Annotated in this window: 21 protein-coding genes; 13 read left to right on the plus strand and 8 right to left on the minus strand. The window is 37.8% G+C overall.

Going from position 1 to position 21,825, the window contains the following annotated elements; all coding sequences use genetic code 11:
- Nucleotides 1-90: 90 nt before the first annotated feature.
- Nucleotides 91-849: an oxygen-insensitive NADPH nitroreductase gene (nfsA, locus tag QE109_RS11055; RefSeq protein ID WP_281094566.1), complete on the plus strand. Its 759-nt coding sequence runs from the start codon at nucleotides 91-93 to the stop codon at nucleotides 847-849.
- A gap of 122 nt (nucleotides 850-971) precedes the next feature.
- On the opposite strand, the gene QE109_RS11060 is transcribed toward nfsA, so the two are convergent.
- Complete coding sequence (locus QE109_RS11060; protein WP_281094567.1) at nucleotides 972-2,066, minus strand: GGDEF domain-containing protein; 1,095 nt, start codon at nucleotides 2,064-2,066, stop codon at nucleotides 972-974.
- A gap of 272 nt (nucleotides 2,067-2,338) precedes the next feature.
- Between QE109_RS11060 and QE109_RS11065 the strand changes: the two genes are divergently transcribed.
- Complete coding sequence (locus QE109_RS11065; protein ID WP_281094568.1) at nucleotides 2,339-3,577, plus strand: pyridoxal-phosphate dependent enzyme; 1,239 nt, start codon at nucleotides 2,339-2,341, stop codon at nucleotides 3,575-3,577.
- Nucleotide 3,578: 1 nt separating this feature from the next.
- Here QE109_RS11065 and QE109_RS11070 read toward each other — a convergent pair whose 3' ends face one another.
- Entirely contained in the window at nucleotides 3,579-4,739 is a 1,161-nt protein-coding gene (locus tag QE109_RS11070; protein WP_281094569.1) for an FAD-binding protein, read from the minus strand.
- Nucleotides 4,740-5,005: 266 nt separating this feature from the next.
- On the opposite strand from QE109_RS11070, the gene QE109_RS11075 reads away from it, so the two are divergent.
- Together QE109_RS11075 and QE109_RS11080 are read left to right on the plus strand one after the other, a co-directional pair.
- Nucleotides 5,006-5,482: a DUF2975 domain-containing protein gene (locus QE109_RS11075; RefSeq protein WP_281094570.1), complete on the plus strand. Its 477-nt coding sequence runs from the start codon at nucleotides 5,006-5,008 to the stop codon at nucleotides 5,480-5,482.
- An 8-nt stretch (nucleotides 5,483-5,490) separates the two neighbouring features.
- Nucleotides 5,491-5,715, plus strand: coding sequence for a helix-turn-helix domain-containing protein (locus QE109_RS11080; RefSeq protein WP_281094571.1), 225 nt, complete (start codon nucleotides 5,491-5,493; stop codon nucleotides 5,713-5,715).
- A gap of 20 nt (nucleotides 5,716-5,735) precedes the next feature.
- Here QE109_RS11080 and QE109_RS11085 read toward each other — a convergent pair whose 3' ends face one another.
- The 3 genes from QE109_RS11085 to QE109_RS11095 are packed head-to-tail and all read right to left on the minus strand — an operon-like array spanning nucleotide 5,736 to nucleotide 8,288.
- A complete protein-coding gene (locus QE109_RS11085) occupies nucleotides 5,736-6,518 on the minus strand; it encodes an ABC transporter permease (RefSeq protein WP_281094572.1) in 783 nt (260 codons plus the stop codon).
- Between the two features lies 1 nt (nucleotide 6,519).
- Nucleotides 6,520-7,323 (minus strand): ABC transporter permease, encoded by an 804-nt coding sequence (locus QE109_RS11090; RefSeq protein WP_281094573.1) that lies wholly within the window; start codon nucleotides 7,321-7,323, stop codon nucleotides 6,520-6,522.
- Complete coding sequence (locus QE109_RS11095) at nucleotides 7,320-8,288, minus strand: ABC transporter ATP-binding protein (RefSeq protein ID WP_281094574.1); 969 nt, start codon at nucleotides 8,286-8,288, stop codon at nucleotides 7,320-7,322. Before QE109_RS11095 ends, QE109_RS11090 begins: the two co-directional genes overlap by 4 nt.
- A gap of 308 nt (nucleotides 8,289-8,596) precedes the next feature.
- Between QE109_RS11095 and QE109_RS11100 the strand changes: the two genes are divergently transcribed.
- The gene (locus QE109_RS11100; RefSeq protein WP_281094575.1) at nucleotides 8,597-10,600 is read left to right on the plus strand and encodes a methyl-accepting chemotaxis protein; all 2,004 of its coding nucleotides are present in this window, start codon (nucleotides 8,597-8,599) and stop codon (nucleotides 10,598-10,600) included.
- A 303-nt stretch (nucleotides 10,601-10,903) separates the two neighbouring features.
- A complete protein-coding gene (locus QE109_RS11105) occupies nucleotides 10,904-12,790 on the plus strand; it encodes a methyl-accepting chemotaxis protein (RefSeq protein WP_281094576.1) in 1,887 nt (628 codons plus the stop codon).
- Nucleotides 12,791-13,020: 230 nt separating this feature from the next.
- Here the strand turns inward: QE109_RS11105 and QE109_RS11110 are convergent, their stop codons facing one another.
- Nucleotides 13,021-13,416, minus strand: coding sequence for a hypothetical protein (locus tag QE109_RS11110; protein WP_281094577.1), 396 nt, complete (start codon nucleotides 13,414-13,416; stop codon nucleotides 13,021-13,023).
- 142 nt (nucleotides 13,417-13,558) lie between these two features.
- Between QE109_RS11110 and QE109_RS11115 the strand changes: the two genes are divergently transcribed.
- Complete coding sequence (locus QE109_RS11115) at nucleotides 13,559-15,265, plus strand: sensor histidine kinase (protein ID WP_281094578.1); 1,707 nt, start codon at nucleotides 13,559-13,561, stop codon at nucleotides 15,263-15,265.
- Here the strand turns inward: QE109_RS11115 and QE109_RS11120 are convergent.
- Nucleotides 15,262-15,909 carry a response regulator transcription factor gene (locus QE109_RS11120; RefSeq protein WP_281094579.1) on the minus strand — a complete coding sequence of 216 codons (648 nt, stop codon included), beginning with the start codon at nucleotides 15,907-15,909 and terminating at the stop codon, nucleotides 15,262-15,264. The genes QE109_RS11115 and QE109_RS11120 overlap by 4 nt on opposite strands.
- On the minus strand, nucleotides 15,902-16,798 hold the full coding sequence (locus tag QE109_RS11125; RefSeq protein WP_281094582.1) for an OmpH family outer membrane protein: 897 nt from the start codon (nucleotides 16,796-16,798) through the stop codon (nucleotides 15,902-15,904). Before QE109_RS11125 ends, QE109_RS11120 begins: the two co-directional genes overlap by 8 nt.
- A 252-nt stretch (nucleotides 16,799-17,050) precedes the next feature.
- Between QE109_RS11125 and QE109_RS11130 the strand changes: the two genes are divergently transcribed.
- The 6 genes from QE109_RS11130 to nagB all read left to right on the plus strand — a co-directional run bounded on the left by QE109_RS11130 (nucleotide 17,051) and on the right by nagB (nucleotide 21,820).
- Nucleotides 17,051-17,536 (plus strand): DUF1475 family protein, encoded by a 486-nt coding sequence (locus QE109_RS11130; protein WP_281094584.1) that lies wholly within the window; start codon nucleotides 17,051-17,053, stop codon nucleotides 17,534-17,536.
- Nucleotides 17,537-17,825: 289 nt separating this feature from the next.
- The gene (locus QE109_RS11135; protein ID WP_281094586.1) at nucleotides 17,826-18,530 is read left to right on the plus strand and encodes an N-acetylmannosamine-6-phosphate 2-epimerase; all 705 of its coding nucleotides are present in this window, start codon (nucleotides 17,826-17,828) and stop codon (nucleotides 18,528-18,530) included.
- A complete protein-coding gene (locus QE109_RS11140; protein ID WP_281094587.1) occupies nucleotides 18,527-19,366 on the plus strand; it encodes a MurR/RpiR family transcriptional regulator in 840 nt (279 codons plus the stop codon). The genes QE109_RS11135 and QE109_RS11140 overlap by 4 nt, the downstream gene beginning before the upstream one ends.
- Nucleotides 19,367-19,396: 30 nt before the next feature.
- Nucleotides 19,397-19,846 carry a YhcH/YjgK/YiaL family protein gene (locus QE109_RS11145; protein ID WP_281094588.1) on the plus strand — a complete coding sequence of 150 codons (450 nt, stop codon included), beginning with the start codon at nucleotides 19,397-19,399 and terminating at the stop codon, nucleotides 19,844-19,846.
- Between the two features lie 27 nt (nucleotides 19,847-19,873).
- Complete coding sequence (gene nagA, locus QE109_RS11150; protein ID WP_281094589.1) at nucleotides 19,874-21,040, plus strand: N-acetylglucosamine-6-phosphate deacetylase; 1,167 nt, start codon at nucleotides 19,874-19,876, stop codon at nucleotides 21,038-21,040.
- Between the two features lie 9 nt (nucleotides 21,041-21,049).
- The gene (gene nagB, locus QE109_RS11155) at nucleotides 21,050-21,820 is read left to right on the plus strand and encodes a glucosamine-6-phosphate deaminase (RefSeq protein WP_281094591.1); all 771 of its coding nucleotides are present in this window, start codon (nucleotides 21,050-21,052) and stop codon (nucleotides 21,818-21,820) included.
- Nucleotides 21,821-21,825 lie beyond the last annotated feature (5 nt).

Genomic DNA, 21,825 nt, shown 5'->3' on the forward strand with positions numbered 1-21,825 from the left:
ATGGGACCTAACGTTGCTGGTGTAATCGGTTCAGCAGTATCTGCAGGTGTGTTACTTTCATTGTTTTCAGGATTTTAGTGAGGTGTCATTGTGAATCAAACCTTAGAACTTATGCTATCACATCGCTCTATTAGAAAATTCACTGATCAAAAGGTGGATGAGCGTGAATTAGATATCATCATACGCGCAGCGCAAGCTGCTGCAACGTCAAGTTTTTTGCAGGCTTATAGTATTATTGATGTTAAAGATCCAGAGATTAGAGCACAGCTAAAAACGCTGTGTGGCGATCAAGAATACGTTGAAAAATCACCCATTTTCCTCGTGTTCTGTGGAGATACTCACCGCATCAAAACTGTCTGTGAATCTGAAAAAGTCTTGCAAAGCGATCAAGGGGATTCATCTTATGAATCTGGCTGGACGGAAACGTTTATAATTGCGACTGTGGATGCTGCTATAGCAGGGCAAAATGCGATGCTTGCGGCAGAGTCACTTGGCCTAGGTGGCGTCTATATCGGAGGCATACGCAACCACGCGCAAGAGGCTTCAAAACTGCTTAAACTCCCGGAGGAAGTGTACCCTGTCTTCGGCATGTGTCTGGGTTATCCCGCTCAAGACCCTGAGGTTAAGCAGCGCTTGCCTAAACAGATCGTCTATCATGTCGACCAGTATTCAGAGATGGATGAAGCCACTCTTGAAGCGTATGATACTAAGATAAGTGACTATTATGTAAAAAGAACTAAGGGGAAAATTAAAGATTCATGGTCTGAAGCAGTTAGCAAAAAGTTTGTACAGGAAAAACGCGAACATATGCTAAAGTTTTTACAAGACAGAGGCTTCATTAAGAGATAAATGGTGTAAAAATAATATATAATTTAAAGCAACAAATAAGGGGTATTATGCAAATGATCATAGAATCATTTCATAATACCCCTATTTTATTGATAGCGATACCTTTAAATGTTACGCTTACCTTAGTTCGGAAAAATTGGAAGAACATCCTGATTATTGATGACCCAAGTTTTATTCTTTCCTTTATACTTTGAGACGTAGAGCGCTCGATCAGCATCTTTCATAATGTCTTCGAATTTATGATGTGCATCAGATAGCGTTGCTATCCCAAGACTAACTGTAAATTTTATGCAAGTATCTCCATGTAAGACACACATGTTTTCTACATCGAGTCTAATTCGTTCAGCGAGGATATAACTCACGTCAAGAGTAGTGTTTTCTAGTAAAATTGAAAATTCCTCACCACCATACCGGGCAAATATTGCGCCTTCATTCAGTTGTCGTTTTACAGTTTGGGAGAGTTGTTTTAGTACGAGATCACCTACGTGATGACCATATGTGTCATTGATCACTTTAAAGTTATCAATATCAAAAATAATAGCTGATAAGGGGAGTTTTTTCTCTTTATAGGTTGAAAACAAATTCTCCCCTTTATTGGTAAAGTACCCTCTATTATGGATAAGTGTCAACGCATCATATTCTGCTAAGAATGATAAGGCCTTTTCTTTATTAGACAATTGTAATGCATACAGATATAGCATGAAACTCAGCGAAATAAAGGCAGTCAACAAACTCATATTATAAAACAATAGTTGACGATTCTCTGGTATCACTACGATAGGACCAGCAATCTGAACATTGGTACTTAAAAAAAAGCTAACAGTAATTACTAAAGAAAATGATATTGAGAAGATTTTCTGGGATGTTTGACTTAAATCATTGATGAGAAAAAGTACAACTACCAAGGGTAAGAGCATATATTGAAACCCGGAAGCAGGCGTAAAAAAGTAATTGGTCTGGAGAATAACGATAAAGATTGAGGCCATAACTGCGATAATTTTGGATAGAAAGTTGAAGTTGTAAACCGAAAGGCGTGCGGCTGCGATAAATGGAAAAAATATTAGAAACTGTATAAGAGCTGCAAAGTAATAGCCTAGTAAAAAAAAGAGAGTGGAAAACAGTAAGATAACGATCATAGATACATGCAAATAGGCAGAGTATAACTTATCTCTAGCAGTGAGTTCCATATTTTGATTACTGTGAAAAGGTATATGCATAGAAAAATCTCCAAACTAAATTTATATATACAACATCAAAAGAGCCGGTGTAAGTGTTGAAAATAGAACGTTATAGATTGAATCATTCAATTATAGCACATATTTATGTTGCTTTTTTGTAAAAAGATTTTTATATAGTAAAAATTAATAAATAGTTTATTTTCTTGATAAAATGGCGAGAAAAAAGGCAGCGTTTTTGTACGGAATTTGCAGCAATATGCAAGTTGCGTTATAATTATTATAAGAATAGATAAAAAATTGGGAGGTATGAGATGCATTTAAGTGGTCAGACACCATTGTTTAGAGCAAAAAATCTTGAGAAGTATTTGGGGTTAGACGCAATCTATCTTAAACTTGAAGGAAGCAATCCAACAGGACATAAGAATGATAGGATAGCTGAAGCGCTTGTAAAATATGCAGAAGAAGTTGAAGTGAAATCCATTTTCGTATATGGTACAGAACAATATCTGAAGTCTATATATTATTTTGCGTCTGCGAAGGAATTTGATATTTATGCGCCTAAAACAAAAGAAACGACGCCTTATTATAAAAAATATCCTGATATCAACTGGCTTACCATACCAGTGAAGAAAAATGATTCATCAAATGATGTTTTTGAACAGTATGCGCAAGAACAAGGGTACATCTATCTGTCAGAATGGGAAAAGAAACCTTTTATAAGAGGATTAGCAATCCAGAAGATGATGGAAGAATCCATTGATAAGATTGGAACTGTTGGGAATGTATGGACGCAAATCAATGGTGGATATACATTAAGAAGTATCTACCATGAAGCGATGAGGAAATGGGTAGATGGTACAATGGAACATATGCCCAAATTTCATTGTGGATTATCAAGCTCAAAGTTAAGTGTTCTTGAAGAGTCTGAATCAATTCATGAGATTGTTACCACCACAAAAGCAAATACTATAGCGATTACTCAAGACGAACTGAAAGAGGCAGTAAAGCTTCTTCGTAAGTTAGAGCATATCAAGATCAAGCCTTCAGAGGCATATTCAATTGCTGCAATGATTCAAAAACATGATAATCTAAAAGGAAATCACTTGGTGTTCCTGAACGATGGAAGAAATGAGATTGAATTAGACGAAATTTCTAATAACAAAGGCCTCGACAAAGAAGAGGTTGTAGCGATAACTAGAAAACTGCTAGAACCTTATAATGACAGTATTGGCGAAACAGAAGACGCTGTACAAAAAGCCATTGATAAAGGCTTTATCTTTAAAGCAACTCGAAATGGAGAAATACAAGGAATCTGTATCATCGTACACATGGGGTTTGAAACGTTTATTCCATCCTATCACCTGGCATATATAGGCGTGAAAAAAGGTAACTCTGGAAGAGGCGTAGCAACGGAATTAATCAATCAAGCGATTGAAAAAACGGGTGGAAACCTATCACTACATGTAGACATCCCAAATGGTAGAGCGAAGAAACTCTACGAAAAGATGGGATTTGTCCACACCTATGACAGGATGTTATATAAAGGATAACTCATGTTTTATAAAGGACTTTTCTTTTACTTAAGGAAGGTCCTTTTTCATGTTTAATAGCTGTAATTCCGGATTTCATCACAAGACCACGGATTCTTTTGTCGTACATCCCTGGACTTTTTAAATTCTTAAATAGAATATTATGACGAATGGAATCACAGTAATGATCATATCTACTTAAAACTTTACTATAATTGTGAAGCTTACTTGTTGCAAGAGCATTGCATAAGAATAAGGAAGTTTTTAGTGCATAACTGATGCCTTCAGCGGAAGTTGGACTTGTAGCGCCAGCTGCTTCACCTATTAACACTAATGGGAGTTGCTTTCCATTAGGTGTTTTGTGAAGGTGCGTGAAGTATAAGTCATTAGGTCTCATCGTTCGTTCGATAAAAGCGCCTTCAACTGAATGTTCATCTGCTAAGTCAACGCCTAGATAGGTACTCATTTTTTGTTTGAGCAGCTCAAACTTCAAGTGGGGATTTTCTTCAGTGCATGGTAAAGCAGTACCAAGTAAAATAGTATTCTTCTTTTGAATCATCCATGAATAATAATCACTTACATCAGAATCAAATATTCCAACAAAATAGGGTAGTCTTTGTGACGATTCATAACTTTTCTGAATGCTAAAATAGTTTGCTTTTTTTGTAGGATCAACGATTTTTCTGCGTGTAAAGGAATTTGCACCATCAGCAGCAACGAGACACTTGGACTGAAGATGATGTATCACATCATTTTGAAAATACTCAACTTCCCAGTAACCATCCATGGCATAAATGTTTTTTACCACAGCATCAGTAATTTTTTCTACGCGATTTGAAATTGAGTTAAACAGATACCGATCGAATTTCTCTCTGTCAAAATTGTAGTATAATCGCTTGTAATCTCTTTCAACATGATTGTCAAAATCAATGGTTCTCACTTTAAAAAATTGAGGTGAATCCAAAATGTCAGAAGGAAGAGAAAGACCGAGTTTTGCCAACATGTGCTGTGCATCTGGTGACAAGAGACCTCCACATGATTTGATACGTCGATGGTCAGAAGGCTGATTGAGAGCCCGTTTATCAATGATTGCTGTTTTGTATGAAGCGTTGGGATCATCCCCAATCAACCTTGCTAGATTAGCACCTGCAGGACCAGCACCAATAATTAGTAAATCAAACATAATTCCTCCTTAAAATAAAATCACTCAAATTTCACCGCTCAAGCTCATCTTTGAAAATACAATACCACACTTTTTATCGTAAAACAATAAAAATATATTTTAAAACAATGTATTTTAGTTGATAAACAATCATTTTAGTTGACAAAGTGGTTATACTTATGATAAGTTTAAGGCGATAGAATAATTGATGATGAGATAATTGATGATGATAGTTGAGCTATGAGTTGAATCAATCATATGGCTTAGCTCTATTCAAGGAGAGAATTATGAAACGCGTACAACAAATATTATTAAGAAGCTTTATTATACTTATAGGGAGTATCATAGCGGGGCTATGCATACTTTGGTTGCCGTCACAGGCCAAGATCACTGCAGAGAACTTTCCTGAATTTGCATACCTAAGGTATCCTGTGTTGATCTGGATGATTGCGACGACGCTTCCATTTTACTTTGCACTTATTCAAGCCTTTGATTTGCTAAGGCTAATTGATCATCAAGAAGCGTTTAGTCAAAAATCAGTGATGAGACTTAAAAATATAAGTTATTGTGGATTGACAATAGCGGCGAGCTATTTTGTGCTTGGGATCATCTTAGCATTTTTAAATGCAAATCATCCTGGGATTGTACTTGCATTTGGAGCACTTATTTTTATGTCATCTATTATAGCGTTCTTTGCAAATCTGCTGAAGCTATTACTTGAGGAAGCACTTGAGTATAAAGCTGAAGTTGATTTGACAGTGTGAGGTGAAATATGGCAATAGTGATTAACCTCGATGTGATGCTAGCAAAGAGAAAGATGAGTGTAACGGAGTTGTCTGAAAAGGTAGGCGTCACCATGGCGAATTTATCAATCTTAAAGACAGGAAAAGCTAAAGCAGTTCGCTTTTCAACACTTGAAAAGATATGTGAAGTCCTGGATTGTCAGCCAGGTGATATCCTAGAATATGATCCTAAAAAAAGCACTACAATAACATAGCGTATTGTAGTGCCTTCTTTTTATGAACCAGTAGATTTATAATGCTTTACACCGAAATTCCAAAAAAGAAGTGAAGGGATGATAAACAGTACACCGACAAGCGGAATAAACGCATATGTCCAAGAAGTATAGCCAGGTTTATCTAAAAGATAGTTCAGTGGCAATATGTTCACCACCGCAAATGGCACAACATAGGTAAAGAACTTTTGTATACTTTTAGCATAAATTGAAAGTGGATACTGAGACATCTCACGTCCACCATCGGTGAATATGTTGGCAATTTCCAGTCCTTGAATGGTCCAAAACGACATGGTAGCAAAGATGATAAATAAACCGGACATAATAAAGATCCCACCTATAACCATCAAGAAAACACAGAGAATTTTTAAAAACGTCCATGTGATTGAAAGGTTGATGATTGCCCAGGTAAAAATGATCGAACCTTGTATGAGTCTGCCAATACGCGTGAATTCAAATTTTGATCCTAGCACTTGAAGTGCAGTGGAGACGGGCCTAACCAGTATGCGATCAAAGTCGCCTGTGACTACCAAGCTTGAAAAGGAATCAAAGCCACGGACGAGCGCTTCACTAATGGAGAAAGCCATATGGATGCTACCATAGAGAAGAGCAACCTCTTGAAATCGCCATCCTGCAAGATTATCAAATCTTTCAAACAATAGATACATACCTATAAAGACAAAAAATGGAACAAAAAACTGTCCAATTGAAAGCAAAATGAACGACGTTCGATATTCCAGTTGAGACTTCAACCACATCTTTGCATATTTAAGAAAGAGTTTCATCTTAACCCCCTTGTACTGTTAGGTGCTTGAGCGATTTTTTCATCGCAGCCTGCCCTAAAGTCAACAAAACACCTATCCAAATGACCTGAATAGCGATTCCAAACAGGGCATCTGAATAAACGATGTTTCCCGAATAAATTCTAAAAGGGAGATCCCCGGTATACCTAAAAGGGAGGATCATCACAAAATTCCTTAGCCAAGTTGGCATCAATGGAATGGGTAAAATGAGCCCTGAAAAAAATTCGCCGATGACACTAAAAAGAAGCAGGGAACCTGTGGGTGAAAGTGTAATAAAAACTGAAATATAGATAAACATAGAGATTGCTACATTGATAATTAAACCCAGTATCAGTGAGAGAAAAAACAGTAGTGCAGAGATAGCTGAGTTTGGAAGTGCCAGTGCATAAGGTCCCGGCATAAAGACGGCTATTAATAGTATGGGGATGCACCTTAATATAGCTGAAGACAGCCTAGATGAAATTAGCTTAACATACCAAAAACCATAGGTGTTCAATGGACGACATAACTCATAAGCTATATTGCCTGTCCGGATGAGTTCAAAGAGTTCTTTATCTCTTAGCCAAAGGACAATAAAAACGAGAAAAGCTTGTTGAAGCCATATATAGGTGATCATTTGTTCCTTTGTAAAGCCATTAACTTCAGAGGCATCACCATAAAAAGTTGCAAAGATCATAATAGAGATTGCGCCCCAAAAGAACTGTGTAGCGACACCAGCGATAGCTGCTGCTCTGTACTGAAGACCTTGAGTAAGTCTCAACTTTAATAGTGTAAAATACCATTTCATATTGAGAACTCCTTATACATATTGACGATCACTTCTTCGATAGGTTGTGTTTCCACGGCTATATCTAAGATATTAAAAGATGAAGTTAGGTGCTGGATCAAAACGGGAACAGAGTTTTCAGAAAGATTGACATCTATAACAGCACGTTCAGATGTTTGTGAGATGATTTGACACCCATTTAGGGAAAAATCTTGGCTAGAAGTTTCGTAATCGACGATGACACGTTTACTTTTAACATAGGATTCTTTTAGGTTTTTTAGATCTCCATCATAAAGTTTTTTTCCTTTACCGATGAGGATCAATCGATTGGCAAGAGCTTCAATATCGCTCATATCGTGAGTCGTAAGGATCACTGTTACACCGCGTTCTTCATTGATTTTTTTGATAAACTTACGTACAGCGATTTTAGAAACTGCATCTAGTCCTATAGTAGGTTCATCTAAAAATAAGATACTCGGTTCGTGAAGTAATGCAGCAGCAATTTCGCAGCGCATCCTTTGCCCTAGGCTGAGTTGTCTAACGGGTTTATGGAGTAACGGTGAAAGATCAAGGTAGGTAACTAGTTGATCAAGAGAACGTTTGTACTGATGATCAGAGAGTTTGTAGATATCCTTTAAGAGTTCAAAGGAATCTATAACGGGTACATCCCACCAAAGTTGAGTTCTCTGACCAAAGACGACACCTATGTTTCTAACATGTTCAATGCGAGATTGCCATGGGGTTAGGCCCATAATTTCACAAGAGCCAGAACTGGGAACAAGTATGCCACTCATGATCTTGATAGTGGTAGACTTTCCCGCGCCATTGGGACCAATATACCCAACAATCTCACCTTTTTTCATGCGGAAAGAGAGATCAGATAACGCATAGACAGTTTCATGCTCCCTGCTTATAAAGGAAGAAAACATGCCTTTCTTGCGTTTGGCAACTTGAAATGCTTTTGAAAGATTTTCAATTTCAATCATTGTGCCTCCTAGAATATTTATTTGTAAGGGAAAGATATTATATCAAAAGTATAGATGAGAAGCAACATTGATTTGAGAAAATAGGCTAAATTGACAAGATTGATTATTTTATCACAAATAATTGCTTTGAGTTGTAGACAACTTGATAGTTAACCTATTATAATAATATAATAGACCATTGTACGTGTTGCTTTGATTATTGTGAACGTTTATGTGCCCATAAAACGAAATCCAATAACGTCCAGTTTCCTATATTACATAAGTCTTTATTCAAAATATGAGGAATCTATTTGAAATGGAGAGAAGAGATGAAAAAAGGGTTGACGAGAAAAATCACTGCATTTATTGCGATTTTTGCTGTGATTGTTTCACTAGTTACTGGAGGGGTTTCTTTATTCATGAGCAAGAATGCCATGACCACAGAAGCCAATAAATCGCTACTTATGATCACAGAACAAGGCGCAGAGAAAATCAAGATCATAGTGGATGACCGACTTTTGGTGCTCCAAGAGATTGCCAATCGTGCGCGAACCTTGACGATGGATTTTACAACACAAAAAGATTCGATAAAAGGCGATATCGAAAGACTTGGGTATCTGGATATGGCCATCGTCTCAACAAAGGGTGAGGCAAAGTATATACTAGAAAGTAAAACTGCGGACTTATCTGACCGAGATTATGTTCAGAAAGCATTAGCTGGAGAAGCATGTGTCTCTGATGTATTGATCAGTAAAGTAACTGAATCTGCTGTGCTGATGTATGCAGTGCCAATTGAGAAAAATGGAAAAGTTGTAGGTGCTCTAATTGCAAGACGTGATGGCAATGCGCTTGCAGAAATCACTGATGAAATGGGTTATGGAGAAGAAGGATATGCCTATATCATTAATGATAAAGGAATCACTGTTGCACATCCAGACCGAACTCGAGTTATGGATCAGTTTCAACCAATAGAAGCTGCTAAAAATGATAAAACGATGGCACCCGTTGCAAAAGTCTTCCAAAAAGTTTTAGATGAAAAAACGGGCTATGGAGACTATACATTTAATAATAAGGCACTTTTAGTTGCATTTGCACCTATAGAAGGTACAAACTGGTATTTGGTAAACACAGCATCTGAGAAAGAAGTTTTTGCTGGTGCAAGTAAATTGATGTCTGCACTTATCTTTTTACTCGTGGGTGTAATTGTTGCTTCTATTATAATAGCGACACTTTTAGCACTTTCGATTGCTAGACCAATCGTCCATATGACTGCGATCGTGGATCGACAGGCCGCACTTGATTTTAGACCTGTTGAGGATAAAATGTTACTCTTCCTTCAAAAGAGAAACGATGAAATCGGTGAGATGACACGCTCTCTAGCAGCAATGGGGACAAACATTAGAGAACTACTTGTAAATGTCTCGAGCACTGCTGAGCAAGTTTCAGCTACTTCTGAGGAACTCACAGCGACATCGCATCAGTCTGCAACGGCTTCAGGCGAAGTTGCACAAACGATTGGCGAAATCGCAAAAGGTGCAGGAGATCAAGCTGAAAACACTATGGAAGCTGCAAATGAACTCAATCGCTTAAGTAGTGATATCCAAAACAATATGACCCAAGTTGAATTACTTGCAGCTAATACGCAAGAGATTAGACAACTGATCTACAATGGTATAGATGTAATGGAATCGCTTACAGATAAAACGGAACAAAACAGCAAGGCATCAGAAGTGGTTTACCAAAGTATCTTAAGAACCAATGAAAGTTCTTCAAAAATTGCTGAGGCTAGCCAGATGATCACTTCAATCTCTGAGCAAACAAATCTTTTGGCACTTAATGCTTCTATAGAAGCAGCTAGAGCAGGAGAGCATGGAAGAGGTTTTGCTGTTGTAGCTGAAGAGATCAGAAAACTTGCTGAACAATCAAGAAATACAACGTCAACCATAGACGAGATGTTACGCAACTTAAATATGGATGCTCAAACGGCAGTTGATAAGATGAGAGAAGCGGGAGAACTTACAAAAGAACAAGAAAAAAGTGTTGTTCTTTCAAAATCTACTTTTAGTAGTATCTCTGAAGCCATCCATAGTACGGAACAAATGGTGATCGTGGTAGGAGAAGGTAGTGAGCGTATGGAGAATTCTAAGCTTATGGTTCTCGAACGTGTAGAAGCACTTTCTGCTATTGCAGAAGAAAATGCTGCTTCAACAGAAGAAGCTTCAGCTTCGGTAGAAGAACAATCAGCATCTGCTTTGGAGATTGCAAATGCAAGTGAAGATTTATCCGAGATGGCGCAACAACTTCAGAGCATGATTGCTAGATTCAAAGTTTAATTAGCAATATATGTTAGCCGTTAAACCGACAGATAAAAAAATGTTTCAGTACAAACAGGTAAAAAATTGATCTAAAAATTGAGTCCAAATGAGACGGCATATGTTTCATTTGGACTTTTTTAAATCACTGCTTGATTTCTATTCAATTGTTACATAATATTAATAGTAGATTATATACAAAAATAACGAAATAGAGTTGCTAAGTGTATATACAGCATATATAATCAACAGTTGATAAAGCAAATAGCTGTAATTTTAAAACAAATTGTGTTGGCATAAGCTTTAGTCTTAGGAGGCGTGTGGATGAAATTGAAATTGGGTAAGAAGAGTACTAAAAATACTGAGTCCCTACAAATGAAGAGATCGAGAATTAAAAAAGCAAAATCACAGAAACCAAAAGCAAGTAAAATGAAATCAGATAAATCAAAAAAGAGAAGTATTAATTTTAAAGTAATTAGTAACCTTGGTCTTAGAAAAAAAATACTCGGTGGTTTTATAATTGTCGCGTTGATCACTGTATTTGTAGGTGGAACAGCTTTAATTGGTATCAACCAATTAAATACAAAATCCAATAAAATAGGGACTGATATTTTACCGAGTGTAAAGTCAATTCTCAATATCAATGTTGCCCTAACCGCTATAAATGGTGCTGAAAACGTGCTACTTATTCAAGATCTAAGTAGAGATCAAAGATCCGCTGCTCTTAATACGATGAATGTAGCTTACCTTAGAGCACAAGCAAATATAACAACTTATAAGGAGTTGCCTAGAGATGCTGAAGAAGAAGCGCTTTGGAGTGAGTTTTTGCCAAAATGGCAAAAATGGCTAGGAGATCATCAGGAATTTATAAAGAAAGAAGCAGCATACAGAGATAAAGTGACACAAGCTAGCTATCAAGCATTGGTTAGGCAAGGAGTAATCACAAATTTAGCATCGTATAACGATGCTGCAGATGTACTGGTAAAGCTCGTTAATTTAAACAGCACTTTAGCAGATGAGGAAATCTCTAATATTGTTAATACAAGTAAAACAACTCAAAATACAACGGCTATAGCGGTTATCGTAGGTGCAGCAATATCATTTTTATTTGGCCTCATCATTTCAGTGATGATCCTAAAACCTGTGAAAAAACTCAATGATAATTTACAGATGCTTGCAACAAGTGGTGGAGACTTGACACAGCGTTTTGAAGTGACTTCTAAAGATGAAATCGGGAGAATGACAGACTCTGTTAATCAGTTTCTTGCAAATTTACAAGAGATCATCTCAGGTGTTGTATCTGAAGCAGGTCATATGGGTGAATCTGTAGAAGCAGTCAATCAAAATGTACTTTATCTAAATGATAATATCCAAGATGTATCAGCTGCTACACAAGAACTATCTGCTAGTATGGAAGAATCGGCTGCATCTAGTGAAGAAATCAATGCGACAACTAAGGAAATCGAAAATGCAGTTAATAGTGTTGCAGAAAAAGCACAAGAAGGTGCTGTGACATCAACACAGATCAATGCGAGAGCAAAAGCACTTCACGAGAGCGCAGTAACCTCGAAGCAAACAGCGATTGATATCTATCAAAACTCAAAAACACACCTTGATATCGCCCTTGAAAAGACAAAAGAAGTTGAAAAAATCAATGTACTTTCCAACACAATTTTACAAATATCAGAACAGACTAACCTTTTGGCATTAAACGCAGCGATAGAAGCTGCTAGAGCAGGAGAAGCGGGCAGAGGTTTTGCAGTAGTTGCCGATGAGATTAGAAAGCTCGCAGAGCAATCTAAAAATTCTGTGACACAAATTCAAACCGTAGCAGTGCAAATTCTAGCAATAGTAGATGAACTTGCTAATAATTCAAAAGGGATCGTTTCTTTTATTGAATCAAAAGTGATTGGTGACTATGATATCTTGGTAGACACAAGTACACAGTACGAAGTTGATGCTAAAGTATTTAATGATATCTCATCTGATTTAAGTGCAACTTCAGAAGAACTATTAGCTTCAGTTGAAACGATTGCTAAAGCAATTCATGAAATTAGCATCGCAAGTAGTGAATCTGCACAAGGTACAATGAACATCGCGGATAAAAACGAAACCATTGCATCGCAATCTAGGTCAGTTTCGGATCAAGCTAAGATTATTGACGATGCATCAAAACGTCTTCAAGAGATGGTGTCAAAATTCACAGTCTAATCAAGCATAATGAGTATAAAACAGTAATATAAAAACGTAATATAAAGCAACTAGGATACAGTGTCAACCTATAAAAGAGCAACCTGTGACGAATCGAACGTCAGATCAGGTTGCTCTTTTTTATAGGTCGAAACACTTTATTGGACTAAAGGCACTTCCATAATGACTTAAAATAGGTGTATCCTAATAGTGGTTAAGCTGACAAAGTAGAGAACTTGGTGATAGAATAGTTATAGATCCAAGATATGCGCCTCTTCAATCTGTTCTTTCAGTTCGTTTAAGAATTTGAGACACTGCTTACGGTTTGTAAACAGGTCACTTTGTAGAATTGGAAGCGTTTTATCTGATAGAAACTGAAAGCGGTAGTTGTTAGCACCGATACTGATGACTTGAAAGACGGGAAAATCACCATTACTATCGCCCTCATAGACATGTGCCGCCTTGGCATGTTGTTTAAAAAAACTAAGATGTTCATCTAAATGTATACGCGTTTCAAAACTTTTTGAAACAGCAACAAAATGGTGCCTGTTTTTAAATATAAAATAGTAGTTTCCAGTGGGGTTTTTCTTGATCTCAATGTGTGATTTTAACATTTTGGCACCATCCTTGTAAGGTGAATCTGACATATGTTTGATGAAATCGGTTTACCCTATAATTTTAGAACATATAGTATGCACTCTAAAAGTGCCCAAGAGGTTAATCTAGGACACATTTTAATAAAAAGCGGTCATTCTCAGTGACGGCTTCACAAGACGCGAGGTGAATGCAATGGAAGTTTCCGATAAACTAGCTCATGAAATTTATACCATCGTATTATTCCACTGGGTTGCTATTCTTTTGCTTTTTGGATTTGCAGCAGTACTGATCATTAAAGGTAAAAAATCAGTGCTTAAGAATACCTATATTTTAGTAGTGGGGTTGATCTCGCTTTGGCTCGTTGCAAAAATTTTAAAAACGGTATCACCCAATATTCATATGCGGTGGTTTTTTATCGTGGTTCAGTATTTTGCAGTGGAATTTCTAGGAGCTGCTTTCCTGATCTTTGCCCTTTGCTATAAGACTGGAAAACTACCTTCAAAGTGGAAGATTCTTTTATTATTGATTATACCAACAACCAGTTTTATCATTGTCTTAACCAATCCTTTGCATATGAATTTTTACAGTTATTTTGACTTTTATAGAGATAGATTTGGTCCCTGGTTTCTTCCGGTCCAGTCACTACAGTATCTTTACCTTTTTGCTGGTGTCGTTCTCCTTGTTATAGGGTATAGGCAAGAGCCTCGAAAAGCCTTTGTAGGTAGAGCTTTAGCCCTGCTTAGCTTACTTGCAATGCTTTTAAACGTCTACTATATTGCGTTTAAGTTGGACTTCCTAGAGTGGCTCTTTCCCTTTACGGTATTTGACATTACACCAATTGCACTTGCGCTTGCGCTTTTACTTTTTATGGCGACTGCTTATCGGCAGCGCTTCTTAGATATATCGCCGATTTCGATTAGAAAGTCGTTTTCATTTATCAGCAAAGGTGTTTTTTATGTTTATGAAGATGAAAGTATCTATAGGGGAAACACGGCATTTTATAGGTTTTTCCCTCAGTGTCAGCTGACGAAGACGCTTACTGGTATACTGGATGTAATGGAGCTTGACACTAAAGAAGACAAAACAAACTTGTACCAGGCCATAAAAGGAGATGCCCTCTATACACATGTTCAAGTAAGATCCTCAAGTGGTAGACACTTTAAGGTGGTGGTAAAACCTTTAAAATATGGCGTGAAAATGGTGAGCTTTTCTGAGCTTACTCAAGTAATTCAACTGAGTGAAAAAGTAAAACTACAAAATGATAAACTCAGTGCAGCTAGGGAACAACTAGAAGAAATCACTGCAAAGCAAAGAGACCTTGCGGTGATCAAGTTGCAAACGGGAATTGCACAAAACGTACATGACATATTGGGACATAGTTTGACAGTAGTGATCGGGACGACAGAGCTTGCAGCTATGGATGCTGAGAAAGGAGATATCACATCCAAACTGGTATCTATTAAAGAGATGTTGATCAATAGCCTTGCAGATCTTAGAAATGCCCTGTCAAATGAAATGCCTATGCTAAAAGAGACGTCTTTAATTAAAGCGATAGAGGCACTTTCAAATGACAGTATAGTATTGGATTTTTCGTATCAAGGACAGCCCATAGAACTTTCAAGCGAGATAAATGAGACGATATATCGACTATGTCAGGAATCTATAACCAACGCCATCAGACACGGAAGTGCGGCCCATATCACCATAGTCCTTCGATTCCAAGCAAAGCAAATCGAGATTTTTGCAATAGATGATGGTAAAGGTTGTGAAGTGATAAAGCTTCACTACGGATTACAAGGGATCCAGCAACGTGCCGAATCCCTTGGTGGTAAAGCCATATTTAGATCAGATGGTCAAATGGGATTTCATACCCATGTGATCCTGCCAATAATAAATTAAACGATGTTGTTTTTAATCGCAAAAACAGAGATTTGAGTTCTATCAGACATACTAGTAGTTGCAAGGATTTTAGAAACTCTGTTTTTGATAGTCCCTTCACTGTAGTTTAAAAGTGCACCGATCTCTCTATTGGTCATTCCCTCAGTGATGCATCTCATGATGCGGATATCGATGCCATCAAACTCAAAGCTCCCAAAAGTAAAACGTTCTTTGGTTGTATTATGATATAAGTTGCTTTGCGTACAGATGATGTCATAGGCACTTTTGTGAAACGTGACGATGTCGTTATGAACGCATTTAATAGACATGACCAATACTTCGGGCTTGATATCTTTAACGAGGTAGCCTTTAGCACCGATCATACAAGAATCGCTGATGCTCTGGGCATCTTCGAAAGTGGTAAGCATGATCACTTTTGTTTGCATGGAAAGTGCGTTAATGGCTTGAAGTGCATGTATACCAGACTTCTCAGGCATCTTGATATCCATCAGTATGATATCGGGGCGGAGCTGCTTAGCAAGTGTGATTACCTCATTGCCGTTTGAAGCAGTACCTACCACGTCGAAAGTTGCCTCACGGCTTAAAACATCTTCTAACATATTTCGGAAAAGTGTTTGATCATCAGCGATCAAGATCTTAATCATAATCGTATCCCCCTTTGCGATTGGCGATGTCTTGTACGGATTGTCTAACCAATTGATAGACGTCTCTAAGTTCATCTGCGATGTCAGAAATGGTATCAGATGTTGCGACGGATTCTAGACGCTGAATCCTCAAGATTACAGATTCAAGTCTATGGATGAGGTTTTCTTGTAATTCACTGATTACTTCTAGCCTCATCTTTTCAGCTTCATACTGTGCATATACATAGAGATTGGATCGGAGTTTTTCGTTATGAACTTCGATTTCTTTATTTTTTTGTTCGATTTCTTGATAGAGTGCTTTTTCGACACTGACATCATAGAATACCACTGCAGTACCAATAGGTTCAAGGTTAGAAAAAATGGGTGTAATCACAGTCCACAGTGTATAGGTTTTGTCTTTGCCTTCGAGTTCCCATTCGTAGGGGTTCTTACCATTATGGCGAAGTTCGTCAAGTGTGGGGACTAAGTTTATGAAGTAGCGGTTGCAGAGATCGGGATGGTTGTTGAGGTGTAACTTTCCACTATAATCATACACGAGGATCAGGTCTTCTAGTTGGGTAAAAACCTCATGTAGATCAGGGGGGAGATGAAAAGCTTTCGTTTGGAAATAGACATATATAAAGCCTAGAAGTAACGCTATGATCATGGCGAGAAAGAGATCACCAAGCAGTTTATAGTGTGGAAAAAAAGTCATGTCAAAACTTACATGCCGCATCAAAATTGTACTTAAGAAAAGTACAGTGAAGATGGAAAGTGCATGAACGATAAAAGTAACTGGTGTACGACCTCTTCGAATAAATAACCTTAGGTTTAAGATGAGTAAGACAAGTGTGAAAGTTAATATCGAAAAGACCCATATGAATTGAACGGATGACAACATACGCATCATTTGCCTCCTCGTTAGAAATAAAATGACACTTTTGTTAATAGTTTAGCAATTTATCAAGTGAACATCAAGTGATATCACAAATGAAGGGTATTTCTATCCCTATCTGCATCATATGGTTTTCACTAGTCACTTCATAAGTGACCATGGGCTAGAGATAAGGCACAAATTATATTGATTGCAACATAGATAAAAAGGGTAAAGTGTATATAAGAAGACTACAGAAAACAGAGTGTAATAGGGAGGAAATAAGTTATGAAAGCATCGAAAATTATAGCATGGGTCGGATTTGTTGCGATGACCGTAGGCTTGATGAATGGATTTTTAAACGGAGATTTCTTTAAAGATGGTGGCGAATTGTTTCAAAACCCTTGGGGGGTAATGTCTCTTATTGATCTATATGTTGGATTTACACTATTCTCAATGTGGATTGCCTATAGAGAACGCTTTATCCCTATAGCAGTTGCTTGGATCATCGGTATGATGGTACTTGGCTTTTTCACAGCATGTGTCTATGTACTATTGGGACTCTATACCAGTAAAGGGGATTGGCTCAAGTTTTTCCTTGGCTATCAAAAAGAAGCCTTGATTGAGGGGGAGCTAGCTAAGAGAGTAAAACCAGAAGTAGTGGAAAAACCTGAAATTCCTGAAATCCCTGAAATCCCTGAAATCCCTGAAATCCCTGTTAACTCAAATGAGAACCTTGAAGAGGCGTTGCCAGGGAAAGAAGAAAACGAATAAGAAATGTCAAAGGTTGTTTTTATATTTAATATAGAAACAACTTTTTTTAGTCATAACTAGGTAATCATTGAAGCATAAGCATAAGCGTGTAACTGAGTCGTGCGATTATGGAATTAATCATGATTAAAATCGAATGCGTTCTATATGGAGATACACTCCAAAAAACATCGAAATTAAGAATAATAACTCCAAAAAGTTATTGACTTCATATTCATCGTTGGTTAAGATGAAGATATAGATAATCTCGCTTGTGAGTAGCGTGTAATCATGGACGAAAGAGGTGAAGCGTTTGACAGTTTTCGAAGAAATTAAACATAAACTAATTGTTTCTTGTCAAGCACTTGAAGATGAACCCCTTTATGGTTCAGAAATCATGGCGAAGATGGCGAGAGCTGCTGAAATAGGTGGTGCAAGTGCTATAAGAGCAAATACTATAGCTGATATTATTGCGATAAAAGCTCAAGTCAACCTGCCAATCATCGGTATCATCAAATCAGATTATCCCGATTCTAAAGTAGTGATTAGCCCTACGATTAAAGAAATCGAAGCACTTATAGATGTCGGTGTGGATATCATTGCCCTTGATGCGACGGATCGTGTTAGACCAAACGGTGTATCGTTAAGACAACTGTTTTTAGAAGTCAAAAAACGATACCCGGACCAACTTTTTATGGCTGATATATCTACAATAGATGAGGCAAAGTTAGCCGAAGAACTTGGGTTTGATCTTATAGCTACAACCTTGGTAGGATATACTGCGTCTTCACTCGGTGCTCATCCATTTGATACATTAAAATCACTCACCAAAGTTATAAAAACTAAAATCATAGCAGAAGGCAATTTTGATACGCCTGAAAAAGCCAAACACGCTCTTGAACTTGGCGCATATGCAGTAGTGGTTGGTAGTGCAATTACAAGACCGCAACTGATTACAAAGAAATTTGTCGATGCAATAGAAGTGCCGATAGGAGCAAAGGAAGGACCAATAAAATGACCAATAAGCTCAATAACATAAAAGTATCCTTCAACATGGATCAGTTCAAACCGAATTATACAAAATCAGAGCTAAAACTCTATGACTATATAAAAGAGCATCTAGAAACTGTGATGTATAACTCGCTCACAGAACTCTCTGAGCGATGCGCAGTTGGAGAAGCAACCATCTTGAGGTTTTGTAGAAAGATTGGCTTTAACGGCTATCAAGATTTTAAACTTGCAATTGCTCAAGAGCTTTCAGTAGTCAAGGCTACACAGCAAGACGAAGATCATCTTATCAATAGGATAAAGAACAACACATTAAAAGCGATTGAAGATACTTTTGATGCAGTTGATGAAGGACTACTTAAAAAGGCGATAGACTGGATAGACAGCTATGATGAAATCATAGTATATGGCGTAGGGCATTCTGGGTTGACTGCACTGGATTTACAAAGTAAACTCATGCGAGTCGGCAAAAATGTCCAGGTCGTCATCGATCCACATTTTCAGATCATGCGATCGTGTTCAGCTAGTGAGAGGACGCTTATCATCGCGATCAGTATCACTGGCAGTACCAAAGATATCGTAGATTCTGTGGAGAAAGCAAAGGAAAATAAAGCTAAAGTAATTGCCATTACTAGCTATGTACGTTCACCACTTACAAAACTTTCAGATATAGTACTTCTGACATCTGGTAAAGAAAACCCCTTAGATGGTGGTTCTATGGTGGGGAAAGTATCACAACTTTTTGTCATAGATCTACTTTGTACCGGTTATATCATGAAAGATATGGACAAGGCACAGCGTATTAAGAAAGAAGCAGCTGAAGCAGTGACGATGAAGATGTATTAAGTAAATAGAGTCAAATAGGGAGCATAAATTATGATTTTTGATAAAATTGAGAATTTAGGAAAGTATATGGGCTTATATCCAGGACTTGATAAGGCCATAGCATTGATCACTAACGGGAACGTGGTAGATAAAGAAGTGGGGAAATACGAAGTTGAAGAGGGGGCTCTTTTTTACTTGATCCAAGAGTATATGACAAAAGATGCTGAAGAAGCACTGATGGAAACACATGAACGCTATATGGACCTTCAATGGGTGATTAGTGGAGAAGAGATTATGGGTTATGCAGTTAAAAGTGACCTTGAACCGACAACAGAGTATAGCAGTGAAAAAGACATCCAGTTTTTTAATGGTGCATATGCGCCGCTTCATATGAAGCAAGATATGTTTGCGATCTTTTTTCCAAATGAAGGGCATAAGCCATGTGTCAAGGTAAGTGAACCTGCAAAAGTGAAAAAAGCAGTTTTTAAAATAGCGTACTAGAGCTATCAGAGATAAAGAGGTGAGTAAATGAAAGCAATAAAAGGTGCAAAAATCGTCATAGGAAATAAAATTTTAGAGGACCATGTATTGGTTTTTGATGAGAATATCAAGGCCATAGAATCTAGTGAAAACTTCGCAAAGCGTTTGACTATCGGTGATGAGGAAATTGAAGTGATCACGTGCGAAGGTACACTGGTTCCTGGTTTTGTAGATATCCATATACATGGTGCCTGTGGACACGATGTGATGGATGGTTCTTTTGAAGCGATAGACGGTATCGCAAAGGGTATCGTCAAAACAGGCACTACAGCTTTTTTAGCGACGACTATGACCATGGCACAATCTTTGATTGAAAAGTCGCTTGATGAGACGAGAGGTTATATTGCGCATCAGACAGCGTGTACTTTAGCCGAAAAACCTGCAGGTGCAATGGTTGTAGGTGTTCACCTAGAAGGGCCTTTTATCAATCCTATCTTTAAAGGTGCTCAGGCGATAGAACATATACAAAAACCGACTAAGACTTGGATTGCGCCACATCTTGATATCGTCAAGATGATCACGCTAGCACCAGAGATGGATGAGAATTTTGCTTTTATCAAGGAGATGAAGAATACAGGTGTCGTACTTTCTATGGGACATACGGGAAGTGATTATGAAACTGCAATAGCAGCATATGATGAAGGTGTACATCATGTTACACATTGCTTTAACGCGATGACAGGGCTACATCACCGTAAACCAGGCGTGGTAGGAGCAGTTTTAGCTAAACCTTTTACGATGGACCTCATTGCAGATGGGATCCATATTCATCCGGGATTTGTAGGACCATTTATCAAACTTAAAGGGACAGATCAAACAGTGCTTATCACTGATGCGATGCGTGCTGCACTGATGCCTGAGGGGGACTATGACCTCGGCGGTCAGAAGGTGATCATGAAAGACAATAGCTGTCGTCTAGAAGATGGTACACTTGCTGGGAGTGTGCTCAGTACGGGGCAAGCGCTAAAAAATCTTTTGAAATTTTCAGATTTAGAATTAGTAGAAATTGTGAAAATGTTAAGTGGTAACCCTGCGAAACTTATAGGACTAGGTGAGTCAATGGGAAGTCTGGAAGTTGGAAAACTTGCAAATATCGTTCTTTTAGATGGTGAGATGGAAGTCAAAAAAGTCTATGTGCATGGCATATTAAATTAGGAGGCACCAATGAATATTATAATAGTAAAAGATTACGAAGAGATGAGCCGAAAGGCGGCACACCTTTTTGTGGCGCAAATTTTAAACAAACCAAACAGCGTACTTGGACTTGCAACTGGTTCTACACCCATGGGACTTTACAAAGAATTGATTCGCTTTTTCAATGAAGGAATGATTTCTTTTCAATCTGCTACCGCTTTTAATTTAGATGAATATGTGGGCCTAGAAAAGGAACATCCACAGAGCTATTGGCGCTTTATGCAAGAGAATTTCTTTACTAAAGTAGATTTACCAGTAGAGCGTCAATTTATCCCTTCAGGTGTCGCTGAGGATATCGCTGCTGAGTCATATAACTATGATAAGAACATCACCTCAAAAGGTGGTATCGATCTACAAGTTCTAGGGATCGGTCGTAATGGACATATAGGTTTTAACGAACCAGATCTCAAGTTTGAAGCACGTACACACGTGGTAAAACTAGATGAACAAACCATCGAAGATAACGCACGTTTCTTTGATGATATCTCTATGGTACCGACCCTTGCGATCAGTATGGGCGTTAAAACCATCATGCAATCAAGAAGCATCATCTTACTTGCTTCAGGTAAAGAAAAGGGCGAAGCCATCAAGAAGATGCTTAGTGGCAACATCACACCTGAGCTTCCTGCTTCAGTTTTACAGTTACATCCAAGTGTGACGGCGATTATAGACTTGGCGGCGGCTTCGATGCTAGATATAGAGGCGCTTAAGGATTTGTATCAGATTTCTATGCCTTCTTAAATTTA

Origin of the sequence: Fusibacter bizertensis, from assembly GCF_029914245.1 — a bacterium.
Classification (GTDB): domain Bacteria; phylum Bacillota; class Clostridia; order Peptostreptococcales; family Acidaminobacteraceae; genus Fusibacter_C; species Fusibacter_C bizertensis.